Below are 24124 nucleotides of genomic sequence, written 5' to 3'. Positions count from 1 at the left end.
GGCGCCGTGCCCTCGGGCGCCGGGTTGGTCCACCCGTTCGCCCACGGGGAAGTCCGTCGACGGAAGGCACACATCATGACAGCACTACGTCGTGTGGTCGCGGTGACCGTGATCGCGCTGCTGGGCCTGGCTCTGCCGGCCACCGCGGCCCATGCCGACTACACCTTCTATCGCACTTCGCCCCACGTGGGTGCCTGCTGGAACAAGGTCACCGCGTACGGCGGCGTCTACCAGGTGAACAACAACCTGCTCAACGGTACGTCCGGCACCCACTCGGTCCGGGTCGAGGTCCACCGACCCGGGGTCGGGCTGATGTCCTCCCAGACCTACAGCGCGGCTGCCGGCGTGTGGAAGGTGGGTGCGGTTGCCAGCGTCGGCATCTACCACAACGACTCCTACCGGGTGTACCTCAACGGCACCAAGATCCTCGACCTGGCCGCCGCCGGGTTCCCGCACTACATGCAGAACTGCCAGACGGTCGAGTCGCCGTCGACGAAGGTCCGACTGGCGATCAGCTATGGCATGGCCCAGCTCGACGCGCTCTACGTCGGCTGCGCCGCGGGCACGTACCGGATGGGCACCGTGGCCCCGACGACGCTCTACCACGACGGCACCACCTGCGGGCAGAGCCGGGTGTACAAGCAGCCCGCCGGAACGAAGGGCTACGACTGCTCGGGTCTGATCTACAAGATGTTCCAGCACGCCGGCGTGTACTTCCCGTGGAGCAGTTCCAGCGCGATGAAGAGTGGCGTGCCGCAGGTCGCCAAATCCCAGATCCGCGTCGGCGACCTGCTTGTCACGAACGGCCACGTGGCGATGTACCTCGGTGACGGTGACGGTGACGGCGTTCCGTCGGTGCTGGAGGCGACTCCCAAGTGGCAGAACCCGGACGGCTCGTGGACCGGGGTGATGATCAGTGACGCCCGCCCGTACCTGACCAGTTCCTCCTACACCGCGCACCGCGTCTCCGGCACCTGAACCGACTGGGGCACCCCGAGACGGTCCCGCCCAGCCGAGCCGGCGGGGCGGGACCACCGTCGGGTGCGGGATCCAGGTGACGGGAACCAGCGGGAGACGCCGCCCCGGCGACGCCGGGCCGAGACTCTTGCATCGCCGGTGGAAGGCCGTACGGTTTCCGGCGGGTGTCAGGCCGGGCGACGGAGGAGTGAGTGTGGGCGGGCGGATCGTGGGCGCCGGGGTGGCGGTGCTACTGGTGACGGGTTGCGGTGCGGAGGCGGAACCGGTGGCCGTGCCGCCGCCTGGGCCGGCCGCGGTCGACGTGGCCGCCGCCTCGTCCGGCGGGGCGTGTCGGCTGCTGGACTTCGGGGTCATCGAGCAGCACGCGGGCTTCCGCTTCGACGTCGCCGCGGCCAGCAGGACGGGCGACAGCCACACCTGCGTGGTGCGCGCCGGGCAGACCACCCTGCCGGAGCTGACGCTGACCGTCACCGAGACGTCGATCGACGCGGCGACCTTCACCGCCGACGTGGTGCCGGAGAAGGCGGCCAAGGTCTCCGGGCTCGGCCAGAAGGCGTACCAGCGGACCACCTCGGCGAAGGGCGCTTCTGGTCCGGTCGTGGAGGTGTGCTGGCTGGCGGCCGGGGGCAGCCTGGCCAGCCTGCGTTACGCCACCTCCGGCGCCACCGACAGGAGCGAGGCCGAGAAACTCACGACGGCCCTTGTCACCCTGGCTCGGACCCTGGACACCCGCGCCCTCTGACCCGCGCCCGGGGCGGCGCGGGCCGGGTCGAGGACAGCGCGGGGGCGGAGGCGGATCAGTGGGCGGCGACGAAGACGCGGGAGGCGATCTCGCGGGGGAGCCTGATGCGGTCGCCCGAGCGGTCGATCGACACCCCGTCGCGCTCCTGCGCCACCGTGACGGTCGCGCCCGGGTCGACGCCGGCGGCGTGCAGCTGCCGGAGCACGTCCGCGTCGGTCTGCACGCTCTCGCAGATGCGCCGCACGACGACCGGCCCCGACAGCCCGGGGAACGCCAGGTTGCGCTCACCCTCGATCGGGGCGGCGGTCGTCTGCTCCGGTGTGCCCAGCTGGTCCAGCCCAGGGATCGGGTTGCCGTAGGGGGAGCGGGTCGGCCGGTTCAGCAGGTCGTAGACCCGCTTCTCGACCGCGTCGCTCATCACGTGCTCCCACCGGCAGGCCTCCTCATGGGCCTCCTCGTAGGGCATCCCGATCACGTTGACCAGCAGCAACTCGGCGAGGCGGTGCTTGCGCATCACGGAGACCGCGTTGCTGCGGCCGTGCGCGGTGAGCGCCAGGTGGCGGTCGCCCTCGACGGTCAGCAGGCCGTCGCGCTCCATCCGGGCGACGGTCTGGCTGACGGTCGGCCCGCTCTGCCCCAACCGCTCGGCGATGCGGGCACGCAGCGGCGGAACCCCCTCCTCCTCCAGCTCGAGGATGGTCTTGAGGTACATCTCGGTCGTGTCGACCAGATCATGCTTCACGTCAGCGGACCTCCGGCCAACGATGCTACCTCGGCGTTCACCGAACGACCCACGGCGAACCGCCAGGTCGGTGCCGGGATGGTGTTGACTGGACGCCATGTCCGCCTCCGATGATCTCCTTGTCGAGGCCGGTCGGCTCGCGGTCGAACTCGGCCAGGCCGACCCGCCCACGCTGCTCGACGTGCGCTGGCGGCTCGTCGGCGCGCCTGGTCGGGAGGACTACGCCGCCGGTCACCTGCCCGGCGCGGTCTTCGTCGACCTGGACACCGCGCTCTGCGGGCCGCCCGGCCCCGCTGGCCGCCACCCGCTGCCCGACGCCGCCGCCCTCCAGGCCGCGCTGCGGGCCGCCGGCGTGCGCGCCGGTCGTCCCGTGGTGGTGTACGACGGCGGCGACGGCATGGCCGCCGCCCGCGCCTGGTGGACCCTGCGCTGGGCGGGCCACCGGCCGGTACGGCTGCTGCACGGCGGCTTCCCGGCGTGGCTGGCGGCCGGGCTGCCCGTCAGCACGGCGGTGCCGACCCCGGAGCCGGGCGACGTGGAGGTGCGCCCCGGAGCACTGCCGGTGCTCGACGCGGGGGAGGCGGCCCGGCTGGCCGCGGCCGACGACGGTGTCCTGCTCGACGTGCGCGCCGCGCCCCGCTACCGGGGCGAGACCGAGCTGATCGACCCGGTCGCCGGTCATGTCCCCGGCGCGGTGAACCTGCCCGCCGGCGAGTACGTCGCCGAGGGCCGGTTCCCCGCCGCCGAGGCGCTGCGCGAGCGGTTCGCCGCCGCCGGGGTGGGCTTCGCCGCCGCCGAGGTGGGCGAGGATCGGCCGGTGGGGGCGTACTGCGGGTCGGGGGTGACCGCCGCGCAGGCCGTGTTCGCGCTGCACCTGGCCGGCCGGCCGGACGCCGCGCTATACGTCGGCTCGTGGAGCAACTGGGTCGCCGACCCGGCCCGCCCGGTGGCCACCGGAGCGCCCCCGGCCGGCTGAGCGCGCAACGGGGACCGGGCGACACCCGGCGGCTGAGCAGCGCGTGCGCGGGCGTGCCGGGGTGCGCGTGCGACGATGGGGCCATGTCCGACGACACGGTGGTGGTGTGGGACGAGTCGCTGCTCGCCTACGACATGGGGGACCATCCCCTCGACCCGGTACGGCTGGAGTTGACCTTCGCCCTCGCCCGGGAGTTGGGCGTCCTCGCGCGTCCCGGGGTGCGGCTGGTGAAGCCGGAGCCGGCCGACGACGCGCTGCTGAGCCGGGTGCACGATCCGCGCTACCTCGCCGCGGTGAAGGTCGCCCCCCGCGATCCGCTCTTCGCCGGCTTCGGGCTGGGCACCTCCGACAACCCGGTCTTCGAGGGGATGCACGAGTCCAGCGCGCTGGTCGCCGGCGCCACGGTGGCGGCGGCCGAGGCGGTCTGGCGGGGCGAGGCCAGGCGGGCGGTCAACGTGGCCGGCGGCCTGCACCACGCCATGCCGGCCAGGGCCTCCGGGTTCTGCGTCTACAACGACCCGGCGGTGGCCATCGCCCGCCTGCTCGACCTGGGCGCCGAGCGGGTCGCGTACGTGGACGTGGACGTGCACCACGGCGACGGGGTGCAGCAGGTCTTCTGGAACGACCCCCGGGTGCTCACGGTCAGCGTGCACGAGACGCCGCTGGCGCTCTTCCCGGGCACCGGCTTTCCCGACGAGACGGGCGGGCCGGGCGCCGAGGGCAGCGCCGTGAACCTTCCGCTGCCGCCCGGGGTGGGCGACGTCGGCTGGCAGCGCGCCTTCCACGCGGTGGTGCCGTCGGTGCTGCGCGCGTTCCGGCCGCAGGTGCTGGTGACGCAGTGCGGGGCCGACGCACACCGGCTCGACCCGCTCGCCGACCTGAACCTCTCCGTGGACGGGCAGCGCGCCACCTACCTGGCCCTGCGGGCGCTCGCCGACGAGCTCTGCGAGGGCCGCTGGGTGGCCACGGGCGGCGGCGGGTACGCGCTGGTCGAGGTGGTGCCCCGGGCCTGGACGCACCTGCTCGCGGTGGCGGTAGGGGAGCCCATCGACCCGGCGACGCTGACCCCGCCGGCGTGGCGGGAGTTGGCCGCCGCGCGCCGGCCGGGCCGGCAGATCCCGCTGCGGATGACCGACGACGCGGACCCGGCGTACGAGCCGTGGCAGCCGACCGGCGAGCCGAGCGCCGTGGACCGGGCGATCGCGGCGGCCCGCAAGACCGCCTTCCCGCTGTTCGGGCTCGATCCGCACGACCCGCGAGACTGATCCGGCGGGCGGAGGGGACCGCACAGGTGACCACGGTGGAACAACCGATGGACGTGCTGCTCAGCGACGGCAGCACCGTGCAGTTGCGGCCGATCCACCCTTCGGACGCGCCGGGCATCGTGGCGATGCACTCGCGCTTCTCGGAGCGCACCCGCTACCTGCGCTACTTCTCGCCGTACCCGCGCATCCCCGAGCGCGACCTGCAACGCTTCGTCAACGTCGACCACCGCGACCGGGAGGCGTTCGTGGTGCTGGTCGGCGACCGGATCGTCGCCGTCGGCCGCTACGAGCGGCTCGGCCCGCAGGCCCCCGAGGCCGAGGTGGCGTTCGTGGTCGAGGACGCCTACCAGGGCCGGGGCATCGGCTCGGTGCTGCTGGAGCACCTGGCCGACGCGGCCCGCCGCAACGACATCGCCAACTTCGTGGCGGAGGTGCTCCCGGCCAACGGCGCGATGCTGCGGGTCTTCTCCGACTTCGGCTACCAGGTGCAGCGGCAGTTCGCCGACGGCGTGGTGCACCTGAGCTTCCCGATCGCCCCCACCGACGCGACGCTCGAGGTGCAGCGCGGCCGGGAGCACCGCACCGAGGCACGCTCCGTCGCCCGGCTGCTCGCCCCGCGCGGCGTTGCCGTCTACGGCGCCAGCGCCACCGGGCAGGGCGTCGGCGCGGCGGTGCTCGGGCACCTGCGCGACGGCGGCTACCTCGGCGCGGTGGTCCCGGTGCACCCGGGCGCGACGACGGTCGCCGGGCTGCCCGCGTACTCCTCGGCGGCCGATGCCGGCGTGCCGGTCGACCTGGCCGTGGTGGCGGTCCCACCGGAGGCGGCGACGGAGGTGGTTGCCGACGCGGCGGCCGCGGGCGCGCACGGCCTGGTGGTCATCTCGGCGGGCTTCGCCGAGGCCGGCGGCGAGGGCGCGGCCGCGCAGCGCGCGCTGGTCCGCGCGGCGTACGCGGCGGGCATGCGTGTGGTCGGCCCGAACTGCCTGGGGGTGGCCAACACCGACCCGGCGGTACGCCTCAACGCCACCCTCGCCCCCCGGCTGCCGGTGCCCGGCCGGGTGGGCATCTTCAGCCAGTCCGGCGCGTTCGGGGTGGCGCTGCTGGCCGAGGCCGACCGGCGGGGGCTGGGCCTGTCGAGCTTCGTCTCGGCCGGCAACCGGGCCGACGTCTCGGGCAACGACCTGCTCCAGTACTGGCAGGACGACCCCGGCACCGACGTGATCATGTTGTACCTGGAGACCTTCGGCAACCCGCGCAAGTTCGCCCGGCTGGCGCGCCGGATCGGCCGGGACAAGCCCGTCGTGGCGCTCGCCTCGCCGGCCCGGCCGCCCGGGGTGGGCGACTCCGCCGGCCCGGACGAGGTGGCGGTCGCCGCGCTGTTCGCCCACTCCGGCGTGATCCGGGTGGACACCGTCGCCGAGCTGCTCGACGTCGGGGTGCTGCTGGCCCACCAGCCGCTGCCCGCCGGGCCGCGCGTCGGCGTGGTCGGCAACTCCTCGGCGTTGACGGGGCTGGCGGCCACCGCCTGCGCCGGGCAGGGGCTCACCGTCGCCCGGGGCTACCCGCGCGACGTCGGCCCGCGCGCCGGGGTGGCCGAGTTGACCGCCGCGCTCGCCGAGGCGGGTGCCGACGGCGAGGTGGACGCGCTGGTGGTGGTGTTCGCCCCGCCGCTGCCCGGCCAGCTCACCGACACGGAGGCGGACTTCACGGCCGCGCTGCCGAGCGCGTTCGCCGCCGGCAAGCCGGCCGTGGCCACGTTCCTGGTCGGCCGTACGCCCGCCGGGGTGCCCGCCTACCCGAGCGTGGAGGAGGCCGTGCGCGCACTCGCCCGGGTCACCGCGTACGCCGACTGGCTGCGCCGGCCCGCCGGGGTGCCGCCGGAGCTGCCCCGGGTGGACCGGGAGGCGGCGCACGCCGCCCTGCGCCCGGAGGCCCTCGACCCGGCGGAACTGCTCGCGGCGTACGGGATCGACGTGGTCGAGTCGGTGCCGGCGCGCTCCGCCGCGGAGGCCGTCGACGCGGCAACCCGGCTGGGTTTCCCGGTGGCCCTCAAGGCCGCCGCCCCCGGCCTGCGGCACCGCCTCGACCTCGGCGCGGTCCGGCTCGACCTGCCCGACCCGGCCACGGTGCACCGCGCGTACGCGGAGATGTCGGTGGTCTTCGGCGTGGACGTCCTGGTGCAGCCGATGGTCCCGCCCGGTGTGGCCTGCGTGGTCGAGCTGGTGGAGGATCCGGCGTTCGGCCCGGTGGTCGGCTTCGGGCTGGGCGGCGTCGCCACGGAGCTGCTCGGCGACCGGGCCTGGCGGGCGGTGCCGCTGACCGATCTGGACGCGGCCGAGCTGGTGGACGAGCCCCGGGCGGCGCCGCTGCTGCGCGGGCACCGCGGCGCGGCGCCGGTGGACCGGGCGGCCCTGGCGGACCTGCTGCTGCGGGTCGGCCGGCTCGCCGACGAGCAGCCCCGGGTCCGCGCGCTGAGCCTCAACCCGGTGCTCGCCCGACCCGACGGCATCTCGGTGCTGCACGCCACCGTGCGGGTCGGCTCCGCCGCGGCCCGCCCCGACACCGGCCCCCGCCGCCTGTGAGGAAGGGCACCTTCCTCACCTCTGGAGCAGCGGAAGTGCCCTTCCTGGCACGTCACGGTGCGGTGGCCGGACCGGTCAGGCCGCCCGGTCGGAGATCTGCTGCACGGACCAGCCGTTGCCGTCGGGGTCGGCGAAGTGGACGAAGCCGACGTTGTCCAGCGGGTCCGGCACCGGGCGCGGATTCTCGCCGAGCACCTGGATCTCGCTGACCTCGACGCCGCGCTCGACCAGCTCCGCCCGCGCCCGGCGCAGGTCGGGCACGACCAGTTGGAGGCCCTTGAGCGAGCCGGGTGGCATCTCGGGCAGCGGCCCCCTGCCGATCACGATCGAGCAGCCGGAGCCGGGCGGGGTCAGCTGCACGATCCGCGCGTCGTCGCCGAACGTCGTGTCGTGGTCGACGGCGAAACCGAGCCGGTCGGCGTAGAAGGCCTTGGCCCGGTCCACGTCGGAGACCGGCACGACCACCACTTCCAGGGTCCAGTTCATGGCTATTGGTAGCCTGTCGGGCACCCGGGATCAAGGACCACGGCCCGGACGTCACGCGAGGCCCCGGCGAACCGCCGGGGCCTCGCGTGGTCCAGGAAACGTCAGCAGGCGTACGCCTCCAGGCGCTGCGCCCGCTCCGGGTCACGCAGCTTCAGCAGGGTCACCTTCTCGATCTGCCGGATCCGCTCCCGGGACAGGCCGAACTCCCGGCCGACCTCGTCGAGGGTGCGCTGCCGGCCGTCGTCGAGGCCGAAGCGGAGCCGGATCACGGCCTGCTCCCGCTGGGACAGGGTGGACAGCACGATGCTGACCTCGTTGCGCAGCTCGCCCTGCGCGGCGGCGTCGCCCGGCTCGGCGCTCGGGTCGACGGCGGCGACGAAGTCGCCGAGGGCGCTCTCGCCATCCTCACCGACCGCCTGGTCGAGGCTCACCGGCTCCCGGTCGTACGAGATCAGCTCGATGACCTGGAACTCCGGGATGTCCATGGCCCGGGCGACCTCGGCGACGGTGGGCTCGCGGCCCAGCGAGACGGAGAGCTCGCGGCGGGCCCGGACCATGCGGTTGACCTGCTCGACCATGTGCACCGGGATGCGGATGGTGCGGGCCTGGTCGGCCATGGCCCGGGTGATCGCCTGCCGGATCCACCAGGTGGCGTACGTGGAGAACTTGTAGCCCTTGGTGTAGTCGAACTTCTCGACCGCGCGGATCAGGCCGAGGTTGCCCTCCTGGATCAGGTCGAGGAACGCCATGCCGCGACCCGTGTACCGCTTGGCGATGCTGACCACCAGGCGCAGGTTCGCCTCCAGCAGGTGGTCCTTCGCGGCGCGGCCCTGCGCGACGATCAGCCCCAGGTCGGCCCGCAACTCCCCCGAGACGGGGGTGCAGGTCGCGAGTTTCTCCTCGGCGAACAGCCCGGCCTCGATCCGCTTGGCGAGGTCGACCTCCTGGGCAGCGGTCAGCAGCTTCGTCCGACCGATCCCGTTCAGGTATGCCCGGACCAGGTCCGTGGAGACGCCGCGCTCGTCGGTGGCGTCGAGGTCGGTCAGGGTGTCGGTGGCGCTCGCGGCCTCGGTGGTGCCGGCCGGGCGCGTCCGGTGCTCCGTCATCTGCAGGGCCATCTCAGTTTCTCCCCGTGTCCACGTCTGTGCCGTTGGATCCGGCCCAGTGGTGCCGGTGTGACACACAGCTTGGCGGGCGGGGCGTGAAACGGGAGTGAGGCGATCGGGGACCCGACACGAATTCCGTCGATCCCCTGCTCAGCGTGGGCGGCTCGTCGCCGAGCGCTGGTTGCCGCCGGCGGTTACCGTGCCAGCGGTCGGCCCGCACGGCCGGCCCGCCGGCGACGTCGGCGTACCGAACAGGTTGTGGAGGGTGTCGTGGTCTTCAAGCGGCTCATGCAGGCGATGGGTGTGGGTGGCCCGTCCGTGGAAACCGTGCTGACGAATCCGAACTGCCGCCCCGGCGGCCAGCTGGAGGGCGTCATCCACGTGGCGGGCGGCGACCACCTCGTCGACGTGTCGTACGTCGCCCTGGGCCTGGTCACCCGGGTCGAGGTCGAGAGCGGCGACAACGACTACGAGACCACGCAGGAGTTCCACCGGCAGGCCGCGACCGGCGCCTTCCAGCTCGCCCCGGGGCAGCGCCACGACATCCCGTTCCGCTTCGCCGTGCCGTGGGAGACGCCGCTCACCGAGCTGTACGGGCAGCACCTGCACGGGATGACGATGGGGCTGCGTACGGAGCTGGAGGTGGCCCGCGCGGTGGACAAGGGCGACCTGGACGCGGTGGCGGTGCACCCGCTGCCGTCCCAGCAGAAGATCCTGGAGGCGTTCCTGCGGCTGGGCTTCCGGTTCGCCCGGGCCGACGTGGAGCGGGGCCACATCTACGGCGTACGGCAGACCCTGCCCTTCTACCAGGAGATCGAGTTCTACCCGGCGCCGCAGTACGCCGGGGCGATCAACCAGCTGGAGGTCACCCTCGTCACCGACCCGCAGCAGATCCAGGTGGTGCTGGAGCTCGACAAGCGCGGCGGTCTGTTCACCGAGGGCCGGGACGCCTTCGGCCGCTTCACCGTCGACCACGCCACCGCCGAACGCACCGACTTCACGCCCCAGCTCGACGGCTGGATCCGTCAGTCGCTGCAACGCCGCGGCCTCTTCTCCTGACGCCTGCTGCGGTCCCCTCCGACCGGGCTCGGGAACGACGGGTGCCCGCCGTCGTCCCGTGCCCGGCGAGGAGAGGCCGCAGCGCGGGCGTTCAGAGTTCGAGCAGCACCGTGCGGGGGCCGACGTTGACGCTCTCGACCAGCATGTGGGCGCGGAAGCGGCCGGTCTCCACCTTCGCGCCCCGGGTGCGCAGCGCCGTCACGACCTCCGTCACCAGGGGCTCCGCGACCTCGGCCGGTGCCGCCGCGGTCCAGCTCGGACGGCGGCCCTTGCGGGCGTCGCCGTAGAGGGTGAACTGGCTGACCACCAGGACCGGCGCGCCGGTGTCCGCCGCGGACCGTTCCTCGTCGAGGATCCGCAGCTCGTGCACCTTGCGGGCCATGGTCCGGGCGGTCTCGACGGTGTCGGTGTGGGTCACCCCGAGCAGCACCAGCAGCCCGTCGTCGATCGCGCCGACCACCTCGCCGTCGACCGTCACGGCGGCCCGGCCGACGGTCTGTACCACGGCCCGCATCAGTCGGCGACCGGCTCGATGAAACCGCGCTCGACGAGGTGCGCGACGATGGGCCCGGCCGCCTCGGCCAGCTCCCCGGGAGCGACGCCGTGCGCGGCGGCGAGCAGGGCGAGCTGGTCGCGCAGCGGCAGCCGCCCGTCGGCCCCGCCGACCAGCGCCAGGACGAGCGGGTCGATCTCCTCGGTCCAGCGCAGGCCGTGCGGCATGGCCAGCACCTGCCGGTCCACCGCCCAGCCCTCGTCGCCGATGGTGGCCTCCTGCCGCAGCTGGAGGCCCTCGGCGGCCCGGAAGCGGGCGGCGAGCAGCCCGTCGGTGTCGCGGGCGCGCAGCCAGTCCTGGCGGTCGAACCACGTGCCGACCCGGTCGCCGAGCGGCGCCTCCACCCGCTGGCGCAGGTCCTCCACCCGCACGATCGGGTCGTCGTGGCCCGCGCGGCGCAGCGAGACGATGCCGAAGCCGACCGCCTCCACCTTGTGCGCGTCGAACCAGTCCAGCCAGTCCGCCATCCGGCGCGGGTCGGCCGCCTCGCCGACATCGGTGAGCCACAGGTTGACGTACGCCATCGGGTCGGCCACCTCACGCTGGATGACCCAGGCGTCCAGCCCCGTGCCGGCGAACCAGCCGGTCACCCGCTCGCCCCAGTCCTCCCCGGCGACGTGCACCCAGTTGGCCAGGTACTGCATGGTGCCGCCCTCGGTGAGAAGGCCCGGCGCGGCGGCGGCCAGTTCCGCGCCGATCGCGTCGCCGACCCGCCCCGAGTCGCGGTAGACGTGCGTGGTGGTGCCGGGGCCCACCACGAACGGCGGGTTGCTCACCACCAGGTCGAAGCGCCGCCCGGCGACGGGGGCGACCATGTCACCGCGGAGGAGTTCCCAGTCCTGGCCGTTGAGCGCGGCGGTGGTGGCGGCGAAGCGCAGCGCCCGCGCCGACAGGTCGGTGGCGGTGACCCGCCGCGCGTGGCTGGCCAGGTGCAGGGCCTGCACGCCGGATCCGGTGCCCAGGTCCAGCGCGGACTCCACGGGCCGGCGGACGGTCGCGCCGATCAGCGTCTGCGTCGCCCCGCCGATGCCGAGCACGTGCTCGGCGTGCAGCGGGCGGCCGGGCCGGGCACTGGCGGGCACGTCGGCGAGCACCCACCACTCGTCGCCGTACGGCTCCAGGTCCACGCCCATCCGCAGCCCGTCGCCGTGCCGCTCGACCAAGCCCCCGGCGAGCGCCTCGGCCAGCGACAGCGGCGCCAGCGCGGCGGCCACGGCGGCCTCCGGCTCGGTCTGCTCGCAGACGAACACCCGGATCAGGGTGCCGAGCGGATCGCGGTCCTCGGTGGCGCGCAACGCGGCCCGGAAGTCGTTGCGGGCCACCCCGCCGGTGGCCTGCGGGCCGAGCCGAGTGGCGATGCCGTTCGAGGTGAACCCGGCCCGCGTCAGCGCGGTCCGTAGCGCCTCGACGCCGGCGGGGGAGAGCAACATGTCGTGTCCGTCCACGTTGCCATCCTGCCTGGTGCCCGGCAGCGGGGTCCGGCCACCCGGCGGATCAGAGCCGGGCCCGGGCCGCACGCAGTCGGGTCACCTGCGCTCCGTCGCTGGCACGCGCATGTCGACACGTGCGTCGCCAACTGCGGCCTACGCGCCTCCGCCGGTCGCCGGGCAGGGCAGGATGGCGCCATGACGCTCGCACTGCCCATCGACCCCGAGGCCAACGAACTCGTCAACCGGGATCCGCTGGCCCTGTTGCTGGGGATGGTCCTCGACCAGCAGGTGCCGATGGAGAAGGCGTTCTCCTCGCCGTACGTGCTGGCGCAGCGCCTCGGGCGCGACCTGGACGCCCGGGAGCTGGCCGACCACGACCCGGAGGCGCTGGTCGCCCTGTTCGCCCGGCCGCCGGCACTGCACCGGTTCCCGAAGGCGATGGCGGCCCGGGTGCAGGAGGTGTGCCGGGCCCTCGTCGACCGGTACGCCGGCGACGCCGCCGGGCTCTGGTCGGACGTGGCCGACGGCCGGGAGCTGCTGCGCCGGGTCGGTGAGCTGCCCGGCTTCGGCAGGCAGAAGGCGCAGATCTTCGTCGCGCTGCTCGGCAAGCGGTTCGGGGTCACGCCGAAGGACTGGCGGGAGGCGGCCGGCGACTACGGCGACCCGGACGCCCACCGGTCGGTGGCCGACGTCACCGACGCGGACTCGCTGCGCCGGGTGCGCGAGTACAAGCAGCAGATGAAGGCGGCGGCAAAGGCGAAGTCCGTCGGGGGCTGACGCAACCGCGCCCTCGTGGCGGTCGTTGTAGCCAGGATGGCGACGACGGGCAGCCGATGACGGACGAACGCGGCGGGCGGTTGCTGCGGCCGGAGGACAGCTCGCCCCGGGCCACCTTCCTGGAGCTCTTCTTCGACCTGGTCTTCGTCTTCGCGCTGACCCGGGTCTCGCTGCGCCTGGTCGACGCCGCTGGAGACCCCTTCGGTGAATTGATCCTCGATATCGTGCGCACCGGCGCGCTCTTCCTCGCCCTCTGGCTGCTCTGGTCGATCACCGTCTGGGTGACCAGCCGGTACGAGCCGGAACGGGCGGTGATCCAGTTCGTCGTGGTGGGGTCGATGTTCGGCGCCATGGTGATGGCCGTGGCGCTGCCCCGCGCGTTCGAGGAGCGGGCCCTGTCGTTCGTGCTCGGGTACCTGGCGGTGATGGTCGGCCGGCCGCTGGTCATGGCCGTTGCGTTGCGGCACCACCCGCGCCGCACGGTCCCGCTGCGACTCGGCACTTGGGCGATCATGGGCGCCGCGCCGTGGCTGGCCGGGGCTTTCGCGCCGGAACATCTGCGCCTGCCGCTGTGGGTGCTCGCGCTGGCGGTCGACGGCTTCGGCCTCGTGCTCGGCTGGCCGTTACCCCGGCTGGGCCCGGCGCGCGCGTCCGGCTGGCTGATCGCCGGAGAGCACCTGGCCGACCGCTACCAGCAGATCTTCCTCATCTCGCTGGGGGAGAGCATCCTGGTCATCGGGCTGACCTACAGCGGCGTGGACTTCACCGCCGACCGGGCCGGCGCCTTCGCGATCGCGTTTGTCACCACGGCGCTGCTCTGGCGGATCTACTTCCACCGGGCGGGGCACCTGCTCGCCGAGGCACTACGGGTGGCCCGGGCGCCCGGCCGCCTCGGCGCCTCCGTCGCCGGCACCCACCTGGCCATCGTCGTCGGCGTGCTGAGCACCGCAGTCGGCTACGAGCTGGTGATCGACCACCCGTACGGCCGCATCGACCCGGCCTGGTTGGCCTTCGTCGTCGGTGGTCCGGCGCTCTTCCTGGCCGCCCGGGCCCGCTTCGAGTACGAGATCTTCGGCCGGCTGTCCTGGTCCCGGGTGGGCGGCCTGCTGGCGCTGCTCCTGCTGACGCCGATGCTCACCCTGGCCCCGCCCATGGGGGCGCTCACGCTGGTCGCCGCCGTACTGGCCGGGGTGGCGGTCGCCGACGCATGGCGCAGCCGAGGCCGTGCCCCCGAGACGTCTGCTTCGCCCTTCGGGCAGGGTGAGGCGGGGGACCCGGGCTTCCACCGGGCCCCGTGAGCGGGCGCGGCTCAGGCGGCGGTCGGCCGGGAGAGGGCGGCCAGCGCCCGCCGGACGTCGGCGAGGGAGACCGTGGCCGAGTCGTCCAGGTCGGCCAGACCGGCCTCGATCCACTGCCGCATGAGCGTGGTGACCCCGATGCCGCGCGCGTCGGCGGCGGCGCGGACCCGCTCGTACGTCTCCAGCGGCAGGCGCACCGAGCGGCTGACCATGGGGGTGTCGGTGTCGGGGGTGGGAAGCTCCACCTGCTGGCTCCCGTCGATCAGCTCCGCGAGCCGGTCACCGCCGCTGTGGAACTGCTTGGTCGCGTCGTTACGGTTCATCGTCACCGCCTCCTCATCGGCGAGATCTCCGCACGGCCTCGTCGTAGCGTTTCGCCTCGACGTCGCTCAGCTCGCGGGCGGAGAGGATGTCCCAGTCGTTGTCGGTGCCGTCGGCCTCGGCGAGCAGCACGGCCAGCCGGCGCCCCCGGCGGGCGGCGGCGTAGACGACCATCACGTCGTCGCCGAGGTGCCGGATGACCCGGCGGGTGCTGTGCAGCGCCTCCCAGACTTCCCCGGGCGTGACGTCGTAGACCCTCAGGTTGGCCAACGCCTCGTCGGTGAAGCTGAACCTGCTGCCCACGGCGCGAGCGTACCACGCAGGTAACACGGGGCCGGGTCGAGCGATTTTCGCTGATCACGCGCCGCAGGTGACAGGATGGGGCGTAACCCCCTCGAGGAGGTCCGTGGTGAAGCGTCAGGCGTACCAGCCGATCCTGATCACCGACGCCTCGCGCAGCCAGGACGACCAGCTCACCAGCCGTCAGAAGCGCTACGTGCTGATGATGGGCATCCGGGTGGCCTGCGTGATCGTCGGTGCCGTCCTGGTCGGCGCGCAGGCCCCGCTGCTCTGGCTCTGGCTGCCGATGGTGGCCCTGGGCATGGTGCTCATTCCGTGGCTGGCGGTGCTGCTGGCCAACGACCGCCCGCCCAAGGAGGAGCACCGGCTGGCCAACCGGTTCCAGCCGCGGCACCGGGACGAGACCCCGCCGATGAGCCTCACCGCCGAGGAACGTCCCCACAAGGTCATCGACGCCGAGCCCTGATCCGACCTCCCGCCGCCCCACCGGTCAGGGGGAGGGGCGGGCGCCGATCTGGGAGACCGCGAGGGCGCCGAGGTCGCCGGCGCGGCCCAGCGCCACCGCCGGCTGCGCGCCGTCGAGCCAGGCGGCCAGCAGCCCGGCCGCGAACGCGTCCCCGGCCCCCGTGACGTCGACCACCGCGACCCGGCGGGCCGGCGCCACGGCCACCGAGGCGTCCCGGTCCACCCAGACCGCCCCGGCCTCGCCCTGCTTGACGACGATCCGCCGGGCGGAGGCCGACAGCGCCCGCCCCTGCGCCGCCGGGTCCAGCCCGCCGGCCAGCACCGTCGCCTCGTCGGCGTTGACCAGGAGCAGGTCGACCCCGCGTACCCAGGACAGGAAGGCCGCCGCGCCGACCCGCCGAAGCGGGGCCGCGGAGGCCGCGTCGACACTGGTGGTGAGCCCGCGCTCGCGGGCGGCGGCCAACGCGCGCAGCCCCGCCGGTCGGGACTCGGCGTCCAGCAGGGTGTACCCGGACAGGTGCAGGTGCCGCGCGTCCGGCGCCGCCGTCAGGGCCGCGTCGACGTCGCCCGGGGTCAGCCGCAGGTTCGCGCCCCGCTCCGTGATCATCGACCGCTCCCCGGCCGTGGCCAGCACGATGACCGTCCCGGTGGCGCGGTCGGGGCACACCCGCGTCGCGCAGTCGACCCCCGCCCGCTCCAACTCGGCCACCCGGTCCCGCCCGGCGTCGTCGTCGCCGACGGCACCGACCAGCGTGACAGGTACGCCCTGCGCGGCGAGCCAGGCTGCGGTGTTGGCGGCCTGCCCGCCGCCGCTGAACCGGATCGCCGCCGGCGTGTCCGATCCGGTGGCCACCGGCCCCGCCAGCACCGCCACCACGTCGGTGATCAGGTCACCGACGACGAGGACGCGGCCTGCGGTCATGCCCCGGCGCGGCGGGCGGCCGCGGCGACGGCGATGCGGGCCGCGAGGTCGGCGTTGCGCAGGATGATCCGGACGTTCACCGCCAGGCTCGCCCCCTCGGTCGCCGAGTGGAAGTGCGCGAGCAGGTAGGGCGTCACGGCCTTGCCGGTCACCCCGTCGCGCTCCAGCAGGGCCAGCCCGTCGGCGAGGGTCCGGTCGTGCAGTTCCGGGTCGAGCTGCTCGTCGCTCGGCAGCGGGTTGGCCACGATCAGGCCGCCGTGGTGTGCGCCGTGCTGCTCGCGGGCCGCCAGCACGTCCGCGACCTGCTCCGGGGAGTCCAGCGACCAGTCCAGGTCGAAGCCGCCGTCGGTGATGAAGAAACCGGGGAAACGCCGGGTCCGGAAGCCGACCACGCCGACGCCGAGGGTCTCGAGCCGCTCCAGGGTCGCGCCCACGTCGAGGATCGACTTGACCCCCGCGCAGACCACCGCGATCGGCGTACGGGCCAGGGTGACCAGGTCGGCGGACTCGTCGAAGGTCTGCGCCGCCTCCCGGTGCACCCCGCCGAGGCCACCGGTGGCGAACACGCCGATCCCGGCGGCGGCGGCCACCGCGCTGGTCGCCGCCACGGTCGTGGCGCCGTCCGCACCGGTCGCGGCGGCGACGGCGAGATCGCGTACGGAGAGCTTGGCGACCCCGTCGACGGTGGCGAGCCGGGTCAGCTCCGCGTCGTCCAGGCCCACCACCAGCCGCCCGCCGACCATGCCGATGGTCGCCGGGACCGCGCCCGCGTCCCGGACGGCCTGCTCGATCTCGCGGGCCACCCGCAGGTTGTCCGGCCGGGGCAGGCCGTGCGAGACGATGGTGCTCTCCAGGGCGACGACGGGACGCCCGTCGCGCAGGGCGTCGGCAACCTCGCTGCCGTAGCGGATGTGAAAGTCGGTCACGTCACCACCGTACGGCCCCCGTCCGGGCGACCTGAAGTGGACCGGAGCGGGGGTGACCTGCCAGACTTGACGGTCGGAGGTGCAGAAGTGAGCACAGAGGTTCTCGAGCGTCCGGAGTTGAAGGACGCCGACACCGGTCCCGAGATGTTCCACTACGTGCGCAAGGAGAAGATCGCCGAGAGTGCCGTCATGGGCACCTTCGTCGTCGCGCTGTGCGGAGAGACCTTCCCGGTCACCAAGGCCGCCAAGCCCGGCTCGCCGGTCTGCCCGAAGTGCAAGGAGATCTACGACTCCTGGGGCGAGTGAGCGTGGGCGACCCTCCCGGTCGCGCACGTAGCCTTCGCCGGTGACCACCTCCACCAGCCTGCTCCTCGCCGACCTCACCGGGGTGGCGGTCTTCGCCGCCTCCGGGGCCTCCGCGGCGGTGGCCAAACGGCTCGACCTCTTCGGCGTCGTCTTCGTCGGCTTCGTGGCCGCGCTCGGTGGCGGGATCTTCCGGGACCTGGCGATCGACGAGGCGCCGCCGCTGGCCTTCGGCGACTGGCGGTACGCCGCCACGGCCGCCGTCACCGCCGCCGCCGTCTTCTGGCTGCACCCCCAGTTCGCCCGGCTGCGCACCACCGTGCTGGTGCTGGACGCGGCCGGGCTGGCGCTGTTCACCGTCACCGGCACGGTCAAGGCCCTCGACGCCCAGGTGCCGGCGGTGGGGGCCTGCGTGATCGGCATGCTCACCGCGATCGGTGGCGGTCTCGGGCGGGACCTGCTCACCGCCGAGATCCCGGTGGTGCTGCGGCGGGAGATCTACGCCGTCGCCGCGCTCGCCGGCTCGATCCTCGTGGTGCTGCTGGACGCCCTCGGGCACGCCAACGCCGGCTGGCTCACGGCCGCGGCGGTCTTCGTCTTCCTGCTGCGCCTGGTGTCGCTGCGCCGCCGGTGGTCCGCGCCGGTGCCGACCACGCGGCCGCCCAGGACGGGCATGCGCGGCCCGCGGGAGTGACGGCAGGCCCGTCCCGCGATCCACACCCAGTTGCGCTGTGGTGGGAAGCCGCCGGTCGCTCGTGGCCCGGGCGGAGGCGGGTGGGACCGGCGTGGCCCGTATGTCGCCTGGGCCCGGCGGGGCGGCGCTGGTTATGCTGAGTCGGCCTTCGCGGCACCCACTGCGCGGAGGCGTTTTCATGGGCGGCGGTACCCGTGGCCCTCGCCCGGGGTCCGCCGTCAGGCGGTCGGAGAGGAGCTTCCCGTGGCGGCCCGGATGCCGGCGATCGAGACGTTTCCGGCACTGCGCGCATGGCAGCGCAAGGCACTCGTGGAGTACCTGCGTCGGCGGGACCCCGACTTCACGGCGGTCGCCACCCCCGGCGCCGGAAAGACCACCTTCGCCCTGCGGATCGCCGCCGAGCTGCTCGCCGACGGCACCGTCGACGCGGTGACCGTGGTGGCACCGACCGAGCACCTGAAGACCCAGTGGGCGCAGGCGGCGGCCCGGGTCGGCATCCAGCTCGACGCCGCCTTCCGCAACGCCGACCTGCACTCCTCCGCCGACTTCCACGGCGCGGTCGTGACGTACGCGCAGGTGGGCATGGCGCCGCACGTGCACAAGCGGCGCACCCTCACCCGGCGCACCCTGGTCGTCCTCGACGAGATCCACCACGCGGGGGACAGCCGCTCCTGGGGCGACGGGGTGAAGGCGGCCTTCGAGGGCGCCGAGCGCCGGTTGATGCTCACCGGGACCCCGTTCCGCTCCGACGACAACCCGATCCCGTTCGTCGAGTACGAGCGGGGCGGCGACGGGCTGCTGCGCTCCCGCGCCGACTCGGTCTACGGCTACGCCGACGCGCTGCGCGACAGCGTCGTCCGGCCGGTGCTCTTCCTGGCGTACTCGGGGGAGACCCGGTGGCGCACCAACGCGGGGGAGGAGTTGGCGGCGCGGCTCGGCGAGCCGATGACCCAGGACCTCGTCGCGCAGGCGTGGCGTACCGCGCTGGACCCGGCCGGCGACTGGATGCCGCAGGTGCTGCGGGCCGCCGACGCCCGGCTGACCGTGCTGCGCAACGCGGGGATGCCCGACGCCGGCGGGCTGATCATCGCCAGCGACCAGCAGACCGCCCGCTCGTACGCGAAGCTCATCGAGCAGGTGACCGGCGAGCGCGCCACGGTGGTGCTCTCCGACGACGTGGGCGCCTCGGCGCGGATCGCCACGTTCGCGGCGTCCGAACAACGTTGGCTGGTGGCGGTCCGGATGGTCTCCGAGGGCGTCGACATCCCCCGGCTGGCGGTCGGCGTGTACGCGACCAGCGCCAGCACCCCGCTCTACTTCGCGCAGGCGATCGGCCGGTTCGTCCGCGCCCGCCGCCCCGGCGAGACCGCCTCGGTCTTCCTGCCCAGCGTGCCGCACCTGCTCGGGCTGGCCAGCGAGATGGAGGCCGAGCGGGACCACGTCCTCGGCAAGCCCAAGGACCGCGAGGGCTTCGACGACGAGCTGCTGGAGCGCGCCCAGCGCGACGACCAGGCCAGCGGCGAGCTGGAGAAGCGCTTCGCCGCGCTCTCCGCCACGGCCGAGCTGGACCAGGTGATCTTCGACGGCGCCTCGTTCGGCACCGCCGCCCAGGCCGGCACCCCCGAGGAGGAGGAGTACCTGGGCCTGCCCGGGCTGCTCACCGCCGACCAGGTGGCCCTGCTGCTGACCAAGCGGCAGCAGGAACAGCTCGCGGCCCAGCGCCGCCGGGCCGCCAGGCCGGCTGAGGCGGCCGCTGCGGCGTCCACGGCGCCGCCGGTACCGATGAGTGCCGCCCAGCGTCGGGTCGCCCTACGCCGCCAACTGAACGCCCTCGTGGCCGCCCGGCACCACCGCACGGGCCAGCCGCACGGGAAGATCCACGCGGAACTGCGCCGCCTCTGCGGCGGCCCGCCGAGCGCCCAGGCCACCATCGAGCAGCTCGAGGAACGCATCGCCACCGTGCAGACCCTCTGAGGGGTGTCGACCGGCCCGCCACCGGTGCCCGGGATCGGGCGTGCCGAGCGGACCGGGCGGGGGACGCAAAAAGCCGGCCGGAGGCCCCCTCAGGGGGCCTCCGGCCGGCTATGTCGTGGGTTTGGGATCTCAGTTCGCCATCAGATCGGCGCCACGCCAGCTGAACTCCGGGTCCGTCGCGAACCGCACGGTGATCTTCACGAGATCCTCCGCGTACTTGTTCGCGTGGTGCCCACAGAACACCAGCTCGCTCCCACCCGCCAGAGTGATCCGGAGCTTGCCGGCAGCATTGCAGCGGTCGCACCGTTCATCGGCGGCTGGGGGAGCCGCCGTCTCGGGCGGCGGCGTGAGGGTCGGGGTCATCGCCTTCCTCCTCTGGTCGTCACCGATGAACACTCTCTTCGGTCTTTGCTCACCTATCGTGCAACACCCTGTCCCGGCGCTGCCTTCCCTGTGTGCCCGCGGGGGACCGAGGTCACACATGGCAGGGACAGTGTGCCGTGCACCAAGGGTGCCACGTCAACGATCACAATCGTGCAACCGAACGATCACCTTCCGACGTTGCACGCCAGGTGGTCAAAACGACACGTTCGGTTGACGATCGCGATCAGTCCAGGTAGTCCCGGAGCACCTGCGAACGCGACGGGTGACGCAACTTGGACATCGTCTTGGACTCGATCTGCCGGATGCGTTCCCGGGTCACCCCGTAGACCTGGCCGATCTCGTCCAGCGTGCGCGGCTGGCCGTCGGTCAGCCCGAAGCGCAGGCGTACCACCCCCGCCTCACGCTCGGACAACGTCTGCAGCACCTGCTGGAGCTGATCCTGCAGGAGCGAGAACGAGACCGCGTCGACCGCGACCACGGCCTCGGAGTCCTCGATGAAGTCACCGAGCTGGCTGTCGCCCTCGTCGCCGATGGTCTGGTCCAGCGAGATGGGCTCCCGGGCGTACTGCTGGATCTCCAGCACCTTCTCCGGTGTGATGTCCATCTCCTTGGCGAGCTCCTCCGGGGTGGGCTCGCGGCCCAGGTCCTGGAGCAGCTCGCGCTGGATGCGGCCGAGCTTGTTGATGACCTCGACCATGTGCACCGGGATGCGGATGGTGCGGGCCTGGTCGGCCATGGCCCGGGTGATCGCCTGCCGGATCCACCAGGTGGCGTACGTGGAGAACTTGTAGCCCTTGGTGTAGTCGAACTTCTCGACCGCGCGGATCAGGCCGAGGTTGCCCTCCTGGATCAGGTCGAGGAACGCCATGCCGCGACCGGTGTAGCGCTTGGCCAGCGAGACGACCAGCCGGAGGTTGGCCTCCAGCAGGTGGTTCTTGGCGCGCTCCCCGTCGCGCGAGATCCAGCCCAGGTCCCGCTGCATCTCGCGGGTGAGCTTCTCCTCGCCCTCGTCGGCCGCGCGCAGCCGCTCCGCGGCGTAGAGCCCGGCCTCGATCCGCTTGGCCAGCTCCACCTCCTGCTCGGCGTTGAGCAGCGGGACCTTGCCGATCTGCTTGAGGTAGGCCCGGACCGAGTCGGCGGAGGCGGTCAGCTCCGCGTCGCGACGCGCCTGCTTGAGCGCCTCGGACTCCTCGTCGTCCCACTCGAAGTCGTTGTCGCTGGCCGAGTTGGCGGCGTCGGTCTCGGCGGCGCGGGTCAGCTCCGCCGGCTCCTCGACGACCACGTCCTCGATCGCGGCGGCGAGCTCCTCCGGGTCGATGTCGCCCTCGGCGCCCTCGCCCTTGGCCTTGCCGCCGGCCTTGGCCGGCTTGGCGCCGGCCGCCGCGACCGTCGCCTTGGTGGCCCGGGTCGCCTTGGTCGCCTTCGCGGGCGCGGCGGCCTTGGCGGCCACCTCGGCGGTGGTGCCGGTGGCCTTGCGCGGGGCGGCCTTGCGCGGAGCCGGCGCCGGGGCCTCGTCCGCGGCGGGCGCCTGCTTCGGGGCGGGCGCGACGGCCTTCTTGGTGGTCTTGGCGGTGGTGGCCCTGGACGCGGGGGTGGCCGATCGGGCGGCGGCGACGCGGCGGCGGGTGCTCGCCGAGCCGTCGACCACCACGGTCACTCCCGCCTCGGAGAGCGCCCGCAGGATCTTCTTGGCCTGGGCCGGAGTCACCTCGGCGGACTCGACGGTGCGCGCGAGCTGAGCCGACGTGAGCTGGCCGCCGGCGCTCTGCGCGTGGGCGATCAGAGTGTCGGTGAGCGAGCGAACGTCGGCGCCGGTCTGGCGGGGTTCTGTCACGAATGACCTTCCGGAGGCGAAGAGCGAGCACGGCCGGGTCGTCCGACGCAGAGCGGGGCACGTTGCCGGGCGATGTGGTTGAGGTACCCCCGTGTCCCGGGCCAGCCGGTCGTTGGCGGTCCGTCGCAGCGTGGGCAGGGGTGAATTGTAACGCCGTCTGCGGCGATCATCCCGCGCCGCACGGCGGACCGGCGGCGGGGACCGCCGATTCGACGTAGATGTGGACTTTGTAAGGATGGTACAGCGCGTGACCCGGAACACCCCGGCCGTGCGGGAAGGGGACGAACGATGGATCGCTCGGCGCCGGCGGAACTGCTGGACATCGCGGTCGAGGTGGCCCGGGACGCGGCCGCCACCGCGTACCGGATGCGGGTCGAGGGCGTGTCGGTGGCGGCCACCAAGAGCACGGTCACCGACGTGGTGACGGCCGCCGACCGGGCGGTCGAGCGGCAGGTGGTCGACGCGCTGCGCCGGCTGCGGCCGGGCGACGCCGTCCTCGGCGAGGAGTACGGGGCGGGGGAGACCGGCCCGGTCGCCCCCGGCGGCGTCCGCTGGATCGTGGACCCGATCGACGGCACGGTCAACTACCTCTACGGGATCCCGCACTGCGCGGTGTCGCTCGCCGCCGAGGTCGACGGCGAGGTGGTCGCCGGGGTGGTGCGCAACGTCAGCACCGGCGAGGAGTGGACGGCCACCGCCGGCGGGGGCGCCTGGCGCGATGGCGAGCGGCTGCGCTGCTCCACGGAGACCGATCTCGGCCAGGCGCTGGTCGCCACGGGATTCGGCTACGACCCGGGGCGCCGGGCGCACCAGGCCCGGGTGGTCGCCGAGCTGATCCCGCACATCCGGGACATCCGCCGGTTCGGCGCCGCCGCGCTGGACCTCTGCCTGGCGGCGGAGGGGCGGGTGGACGCCTACTACGAGAAGGGGCTCGCCGCCTGGGACCAGGCCGCGGGTGCCCTGGTGGCGACCGAGGCCGGGCTGCTGGTCGCCGGGCTGGGCGGGCTGCCGGCCGGCCCGGACCTGGTGATCGCCGCGCCGGCGGCGCTGTTCAAGCCGCTGCACGACCGCCTCGCGGACCTGGACGCCTCGGGCGGTCCCTGACCGGCCGGCGCCGTGCCCCCGGCGGGACCGGGGGCACGGCGTGGTCAGTCGTCCTCGGACATCGGGCAGGACTCGGCCGGTGCGACCGGCGCGCCGAGGTCGCCCAGGGACTGGTTGACCTCGGTGGTGGTGGCGAGCTGCTGGAAGCCGCCGCCGAGCACCACGTCGACGACGTCGTCGGTACGCTTGGCGTCGTAGTCCCACTCGGCGTTGTCGAGGAAGTACGCCCGCAGCAGGTGCGCCGAGCCGACGCCCTTCGGGCCGTAGCGCAGGACCGCGATGTCGTCGATGTGCTTCTTCTCGTTGCCCACCTTCTTGACCTGGAACTTGCGGTTGCGGAAGTCGTCCGCGACGGTGCTGGCCCGACCCGGTTCGTCGGTCGCGTTGTAGACGTTGATCTTGACGTCCTTGGGTTCCCGCAGGGTCACGTCGGCCATCGGCCAGCCCTCGGGGCAGCCTCCGGCGAGGCCGGCGCTGCTCTGGGTGTCGCGGACCAGTGCGACGACCACGAAGACGAGGGCCAGCACCGCCAGCAGGCCGACGACAACGAGTGCTCGCACTCGTGCAAAGCTCATCAGGGTGCTCCCCGGACAGTGGGTGGGTGGTGGCGGCCGCCGGTGGTCGGGCCGCCCCGCCGGCCGTCGAGTACGCCGCTGAGGTTAACGGTTGTCCGGCTGTCGCGTGGAAACAGCCGGACATGCCGGCGCGCCATCCGGGAACCGGGTAGTACTACCCCTATCTTCGTGTCGCCTGAGTCACATTGGGAACAACTTCGCGTGCGGGGGCGTACATCTCAGCCGCGAGGGCGGTATACATGCCTCGCCAAATGGGGGGTATGGTTCCGCGCTCGTCGGGTGTTCCTTGGGGATGCCTCCGTCCGTGCTGTCTTCGGGTCGGGTGACC

The 24124-nt window shown here is 73.7% G+C and carries 25 protein-coding genes; 13 read left to right on the top strand and 12 right to left on the bottom strand.

Annotation, left to right across the window (positions count from 1 at the left end):
• The first annotated feature begins 75 nt into the window (after positions 1 to 75).
• Together ACPXCB_RS01925 and ACPXCB_RS01920 are read left to right on the top strand one after the other, a co-directional pair.
• Complete coding sequence (locus ACPXCB_RS01925) at positions 76 to 978, top strand: NlpC/P60 family protein (RefSeq protein WP_425871559.1); 903 nt, start codon at positions 76 to 78, stop codon at positions 976 to 978.
• Between the two features lie 193 nt (positions 979 to 1171).
• Complete coding sequence (locus ACPXCB_RS01920) at positions 1172 to 1720, top strand: hypothetical protein (protein WP_425871557.1); 549 nt, start codon at positions 1172 to 1174, stop codon at positions 1718 to 1720.
• A 55-nt stretch (positions 1721 to 1775) separates the two neighbouring features.
• Here the strand turns inward: ACPXCB_RS01920 and ACPXCB_RS01915 are convergent, their stop codons facing one another.
• Complete coding sequence (locus ACPXCB_RS01915) at positions 1776 to 2462, bottom strand: metal-dependent transcriptional regulator (RefSeq protein ID WP_425871555.1); 687 nt, start codon at positions 2460 to 2462, stop codon at positions 1776 to 1778.
• Between the two features lie 97 nt (positions 2463 to 2559).
• Here ACPXCB_RS01915 and ACPXCB_RS01910 point away from each other — a divergent pair, with 97 nt between their 5' ends.
• The 3 genes from ACPXCB_RS01910 (at position 2560) to ACPXCB_RS01900 (ending at position 7285) form a co-directional block, all read left to right on the top strand.
• Positions 2560 to 3438 (top strand): sulfurtransferase, encoded by an 879-nt coding sequence (locus tag ACPXCB_RS01910; RefSeq protein WP_425871553.1) that lies wholly within the window; start codon positions 2560 to 2562, stop codon positions 3436 to 3438.
• A gap of 83 nt (positions 3439 to 3521) precedes the next feature.
• Positions 3522 to 4703: an acetoin utilization protein AcuC gene (locus tag ACPXCB_RS01905; RefSeq protein ID WP_425871551.1), complete on the top strand. Its 1182-nt coding sequence runs from the start codon at positions 3522 to 3524 to the stop codon at positions 4701 to 4703.
• 47 nt (positions 4704 to 4750) lie between these two features.
• Positions 4751 to 7285, top strand: coding sequence for a GNAT family N-acetyltransferase (locus ACPXCB_RS01900; protein WP_425872121.1), 2535 nt, complete (start codon positions 4751 to 4753; stop codon positions 7283 to 7285).
• Between the two features lie 75 nt (positions 7286 to 7360).
• Here the strand turns inward: ACPXCB_RS01900 and ACPXCB_RS01895 are convergent, their stop codons facing one another.
• On the bottom strand, positions 7361 to 7771 hold the full coding sequence (locus tag ACPXCB_RS01895) for a VOC family protein (RefSeq protein ID WP_425871549.1): 411 nt from the start codon (positions 7769 to 7771) through the stop codon (positions 7361 to 7363).
• Positions 7772 to 7872: 101 nt separating this feature from the next.
• Positions 7873 to 8889: an RNA polymerase sigma factor SigB gene (sigB, locus tag ACPXCB_RS01890; protein ID WP_425871547.1), complete on the bottom strand. Its 1017-nt coding sequence runs from the start codon at positions 8887 to 8889 to the stop codon at positions 7873 to 7875.
• 258 nt (positions 8890 to 9147) lie between these two features.
• Here sigB and ACPXCB_RS01885 point away from each other — a divergent pair, with 258 nt between their 5' ends.
• Positions 9148 to 9936 (top strand): sporulation protein, encoded by a 789-nt coding sequence (locus ACPXCB_RS01885; protein ID WP_327031171.1) that lies wholly within the window; start codon positions 9148 to 9150, stop codon positions 9934 to 9936.
• Between the two features lie 91 nt (positions 9937 to 10027).
• Here the strand turns inward: ACPXCB_RS01885 and dtd are convergent, their stop codons facing one another.
• On the bottom strand, positions 10028 to 10450 hold the full coding sequence (gene dtd / locus ACPXCB_RS01880; RefSeq protein WP_425871546.1) for a D-aminoacyl-tRNA deacylase: 423 nt from the start codon (positions 10448 to 10450) through the stop codon (positions 10028 to 10030).
• Complete coding sequence (locus ACPXCB_RS01875; protein WP_425871544.1) at positions 10450 to 11934, bottom strand: DUF7059 domain-containing protein; 1485 nt, start codon at positions 11932 to 11934, stop codon at positions 10450 to 10452. Before ACPXCB_RS01875 ends, dtd begins: the two co-directional genes overlap by 1 nt.
• Positions 11935 to 12114: 180 nt before the next feature.
• Here ACPXCB_RS01875 and ACPXCB_RS01870 point away from each other — a divergent pair, with 180 nt between their 5' ends.
• Together ACPXCB_RS01870 and ACPXCB_RS01865 are read left to right on the top strand one after the other, a co-directional pair.
• Positions 12115 to 12696, top strand: coding sequence for an HhH-GPD-type base excision DNA repair protein (locus tag ACPXCB_RS01870; protein WP_425871542.1), 582 nt, complete (start codon positions 12115 to 12117; stop codon positions 12694 to 12696).
• Positions 12697 to 12752: 56 nt separating this feature from the next.
• Positions 12753 to 13994, top strand: coding sequence for a low temperature requirement protein A (locus tag ACPXCB_RS01865; protein ID WP_425871540.1), 1242 nt, complete (start codon positions 12753 to 12755; stop codon positions 13992 to 13994).
• 11 nt (positions 13995 to 14005) lie between these two features.
• Here ACPXCB_RS01865 and ACPXCB_RS01860 read toward each other — a convergent pair whose 3' ends face one another.
• Both ACPXCB_RS01860 and ACPXCB_RS01855 read right to left on the bottom strand, forming a co-directional pair.
• Positions 14006 to 14317: a hypothetical protein gene (locus ACPXCB_RS01860; protein ID WP_311413457.1), complete on the bottom strand. Its 312-nt coding sequence runs from the start codon at positions 14315 to 14317 to the stop codon at positions 14006 to 14008.
• A gap of 13 nt (positions 14318 to 14330) precedes the next feature.
• Positions 14331 to 14618: a hypothetical protein gene (locus tag ACPXCB_RS01855; RefSeq protein WP_225851882.1), complete on the bottom strand. Its 288-nt coding sequence runs from the start codon at positions 14616 to 14618 to the stop codon at positions 14331 to 14333.
• Between the two features lie 106 nt (positions 14619 to 14724).
• Between ACPXCB_RS01855 and ACPXCB_RS01850 the strand changes: the two genes are divergently transcribed.
• The gene (locus ACPXCB_RS01850; RefSeq protein ID WP_425871538.1) at positions 14725 to 15081 is read left to right on the top strand and encodes a DUF3099 domain-containing protein; all 357 of its coding nucleotides are present in this window, start codon (positions 14725 to 14727) and stop codon (positions 15079 to 15081) included.
• Between the two features lie 24 nt (positions 15082 to 15105).
• Here ACPXCB_RS01850 and ACPXCB_RS01845 read toward each other — a convergent pair whose 3' ends face one another.
• The gene (locus ACPXCB_RS01845; RefSeq protein WP_425871537.1) at positions 15106 to 16002 is read right to left on the bottom strand and encodes a carbohydrate kinase family protein; all 897 of its coding nucleotides are present in this window, start codon (positions 16000 to 16002) and stop codon (positions 15106 to 15108) included.
• Entirely contained in the window at positions 15999 to 16928 is a 930-nt protein-coding gene (locus ACPXCB_RS01840; RefSeq protein ID WP_425871536.1) for a pseudouridine-5'-phosphate glycosidase, read from the bottom strand. The genes ACPXCB_RS01845 and ACPXCB_RS01840 overlap by 4 nt, the downstream gene beginning before the upstream one ends.
• An 87-nt stretch (positions 16929 to 17015) precedes the next feature.
• Between ACPXCB_RS01840 and ACPXCB_RS01835 the strand changes: the two genes are divergently transcribed.
• The 3 genes from ACPXCB_RS01835 to ACPXCB_RS01825 all read left to right on the top strand — a co-directional run bounded on the left by ACPXCB_RS01835 (position 17016) and on the right by ACPXCB_RS01825 (position 19899).
• Entirely contained in the window at positions 17016 to 17234 is a 219-nt protein-coding gene (locus tag ACPXCB_RS01835) for a DUF3039 domain-containing protein (protein WP_089001394.1), read from the top strand.
• Between the two features lie 40 nt (positions 17235 to 17274).
• The gene (locus tag ACPXCB_RS01830) at positions 17275 to 17925 is read left to right on the top strand and encodes a trimeric intracellular cation channel family protein (protein ID WP_425871535.1); all 651 of its coding nucleotides are present in this window, start codon (positions 17275 to 17277) and stop codon (positions 17923 to 17925) included.
• Between the two features lie 243 nt (positions 17926 to 18168).
• Entirely contained in the window at positions 18169 to 19899 is a 1731-nt protein-coding gene (locus ACPXCB_RS01825) for a DEAD/DEAH box helicase (RefSeq protein WP_425871534.1), read from the top strand.
• A 129-nt stretch (positions 19900 to 20028) separates the two neighbouring features.
• Here the strand turns inward: ACPXCB_RS01825 and ACPXCB_RS01820 are convergent, their stop codons facing one another.
• Together ACPXCB_RS01820 and ACPXCB_RS01815 are read right to left on the bottom strand one after the other, a co-directional pair.
• Positions 20029 to 20262 carry a DUF7455 domain-containing protein gene (locus ACPXCB_RS01820; RefSeq protein ID WP_425871533.1) on the bottom strand — a complete coding sequence of 78 codons (234 nt, stop codon included), beginning with the start codon at positions 20260 to 20262 and terminating at the stop codon, positions 20029 to 20031.
• 244 nt (positions 20263 to 20506) lie between these two features.
• Positions 20507 to 22117, bottom strand: coding sequence for an RNA polymerase sigma factor (locus ACPXCB_RS01815; RefSeq protein WP_151452447.1), 1611 nt, complete (start codon positions 22115 to 22117; stop codon positions 20507 to 20509).
• A 288-nt stretch (positions 22118 to 22405) separates the two neighbouring features.
• Here ACPXCB_RS01815 and ACPXCB_RS01810 point away from each other — a divergent pair, with 288 nt between their 5' ends.
• Positions 22406 to 23221 (top strand): inositol monophosphatase family protein, encoded by an 816-nt coding sequence (locus ACPXCB_RS01810; RefSeq protein ID WP_425871532.1) that lies wholly within the window; start codon positions 22406 to 22408, stop codon positions 23219 to 23221.
• A 44-nt stretch (positions 23222 to 23265) separates the two neighbouring features.
• On the opposite strand, the gene ACPXCB_RS01805 is transcribed toward ACPXCB_RS01810, so the two are convergent.
• Entirely contained in the window at positions 23266 to 23781 is a 516-nt protein-coding gene (locus ACPXCB_RS01805) for a LytR C-terminal domain-containing protein (RefSeq protein ID WP_421458669.1), read from the bottom strand.
• Positions 23782 to 24124 lie beyond the last annotated feature (343 nt).

Origin of the sequence: Micromonospora sp. DT62 (genome assembly GCF_049847285.1) — a bacterium.
In the GTDB taxonomy this organism is placed as follows: domain Bacteria; phylum Actinomycetota; class Actinomycetes; order Mycobacteriales; family Micromonosporaceae; genus Micromonospora; species Micromonospora reichwaldensis.
The sequence above is the reverse complement of the archived record's forward strand: the minus strand, read 5'-3'. Positions and strand labels throughout refer to the sequence as shown.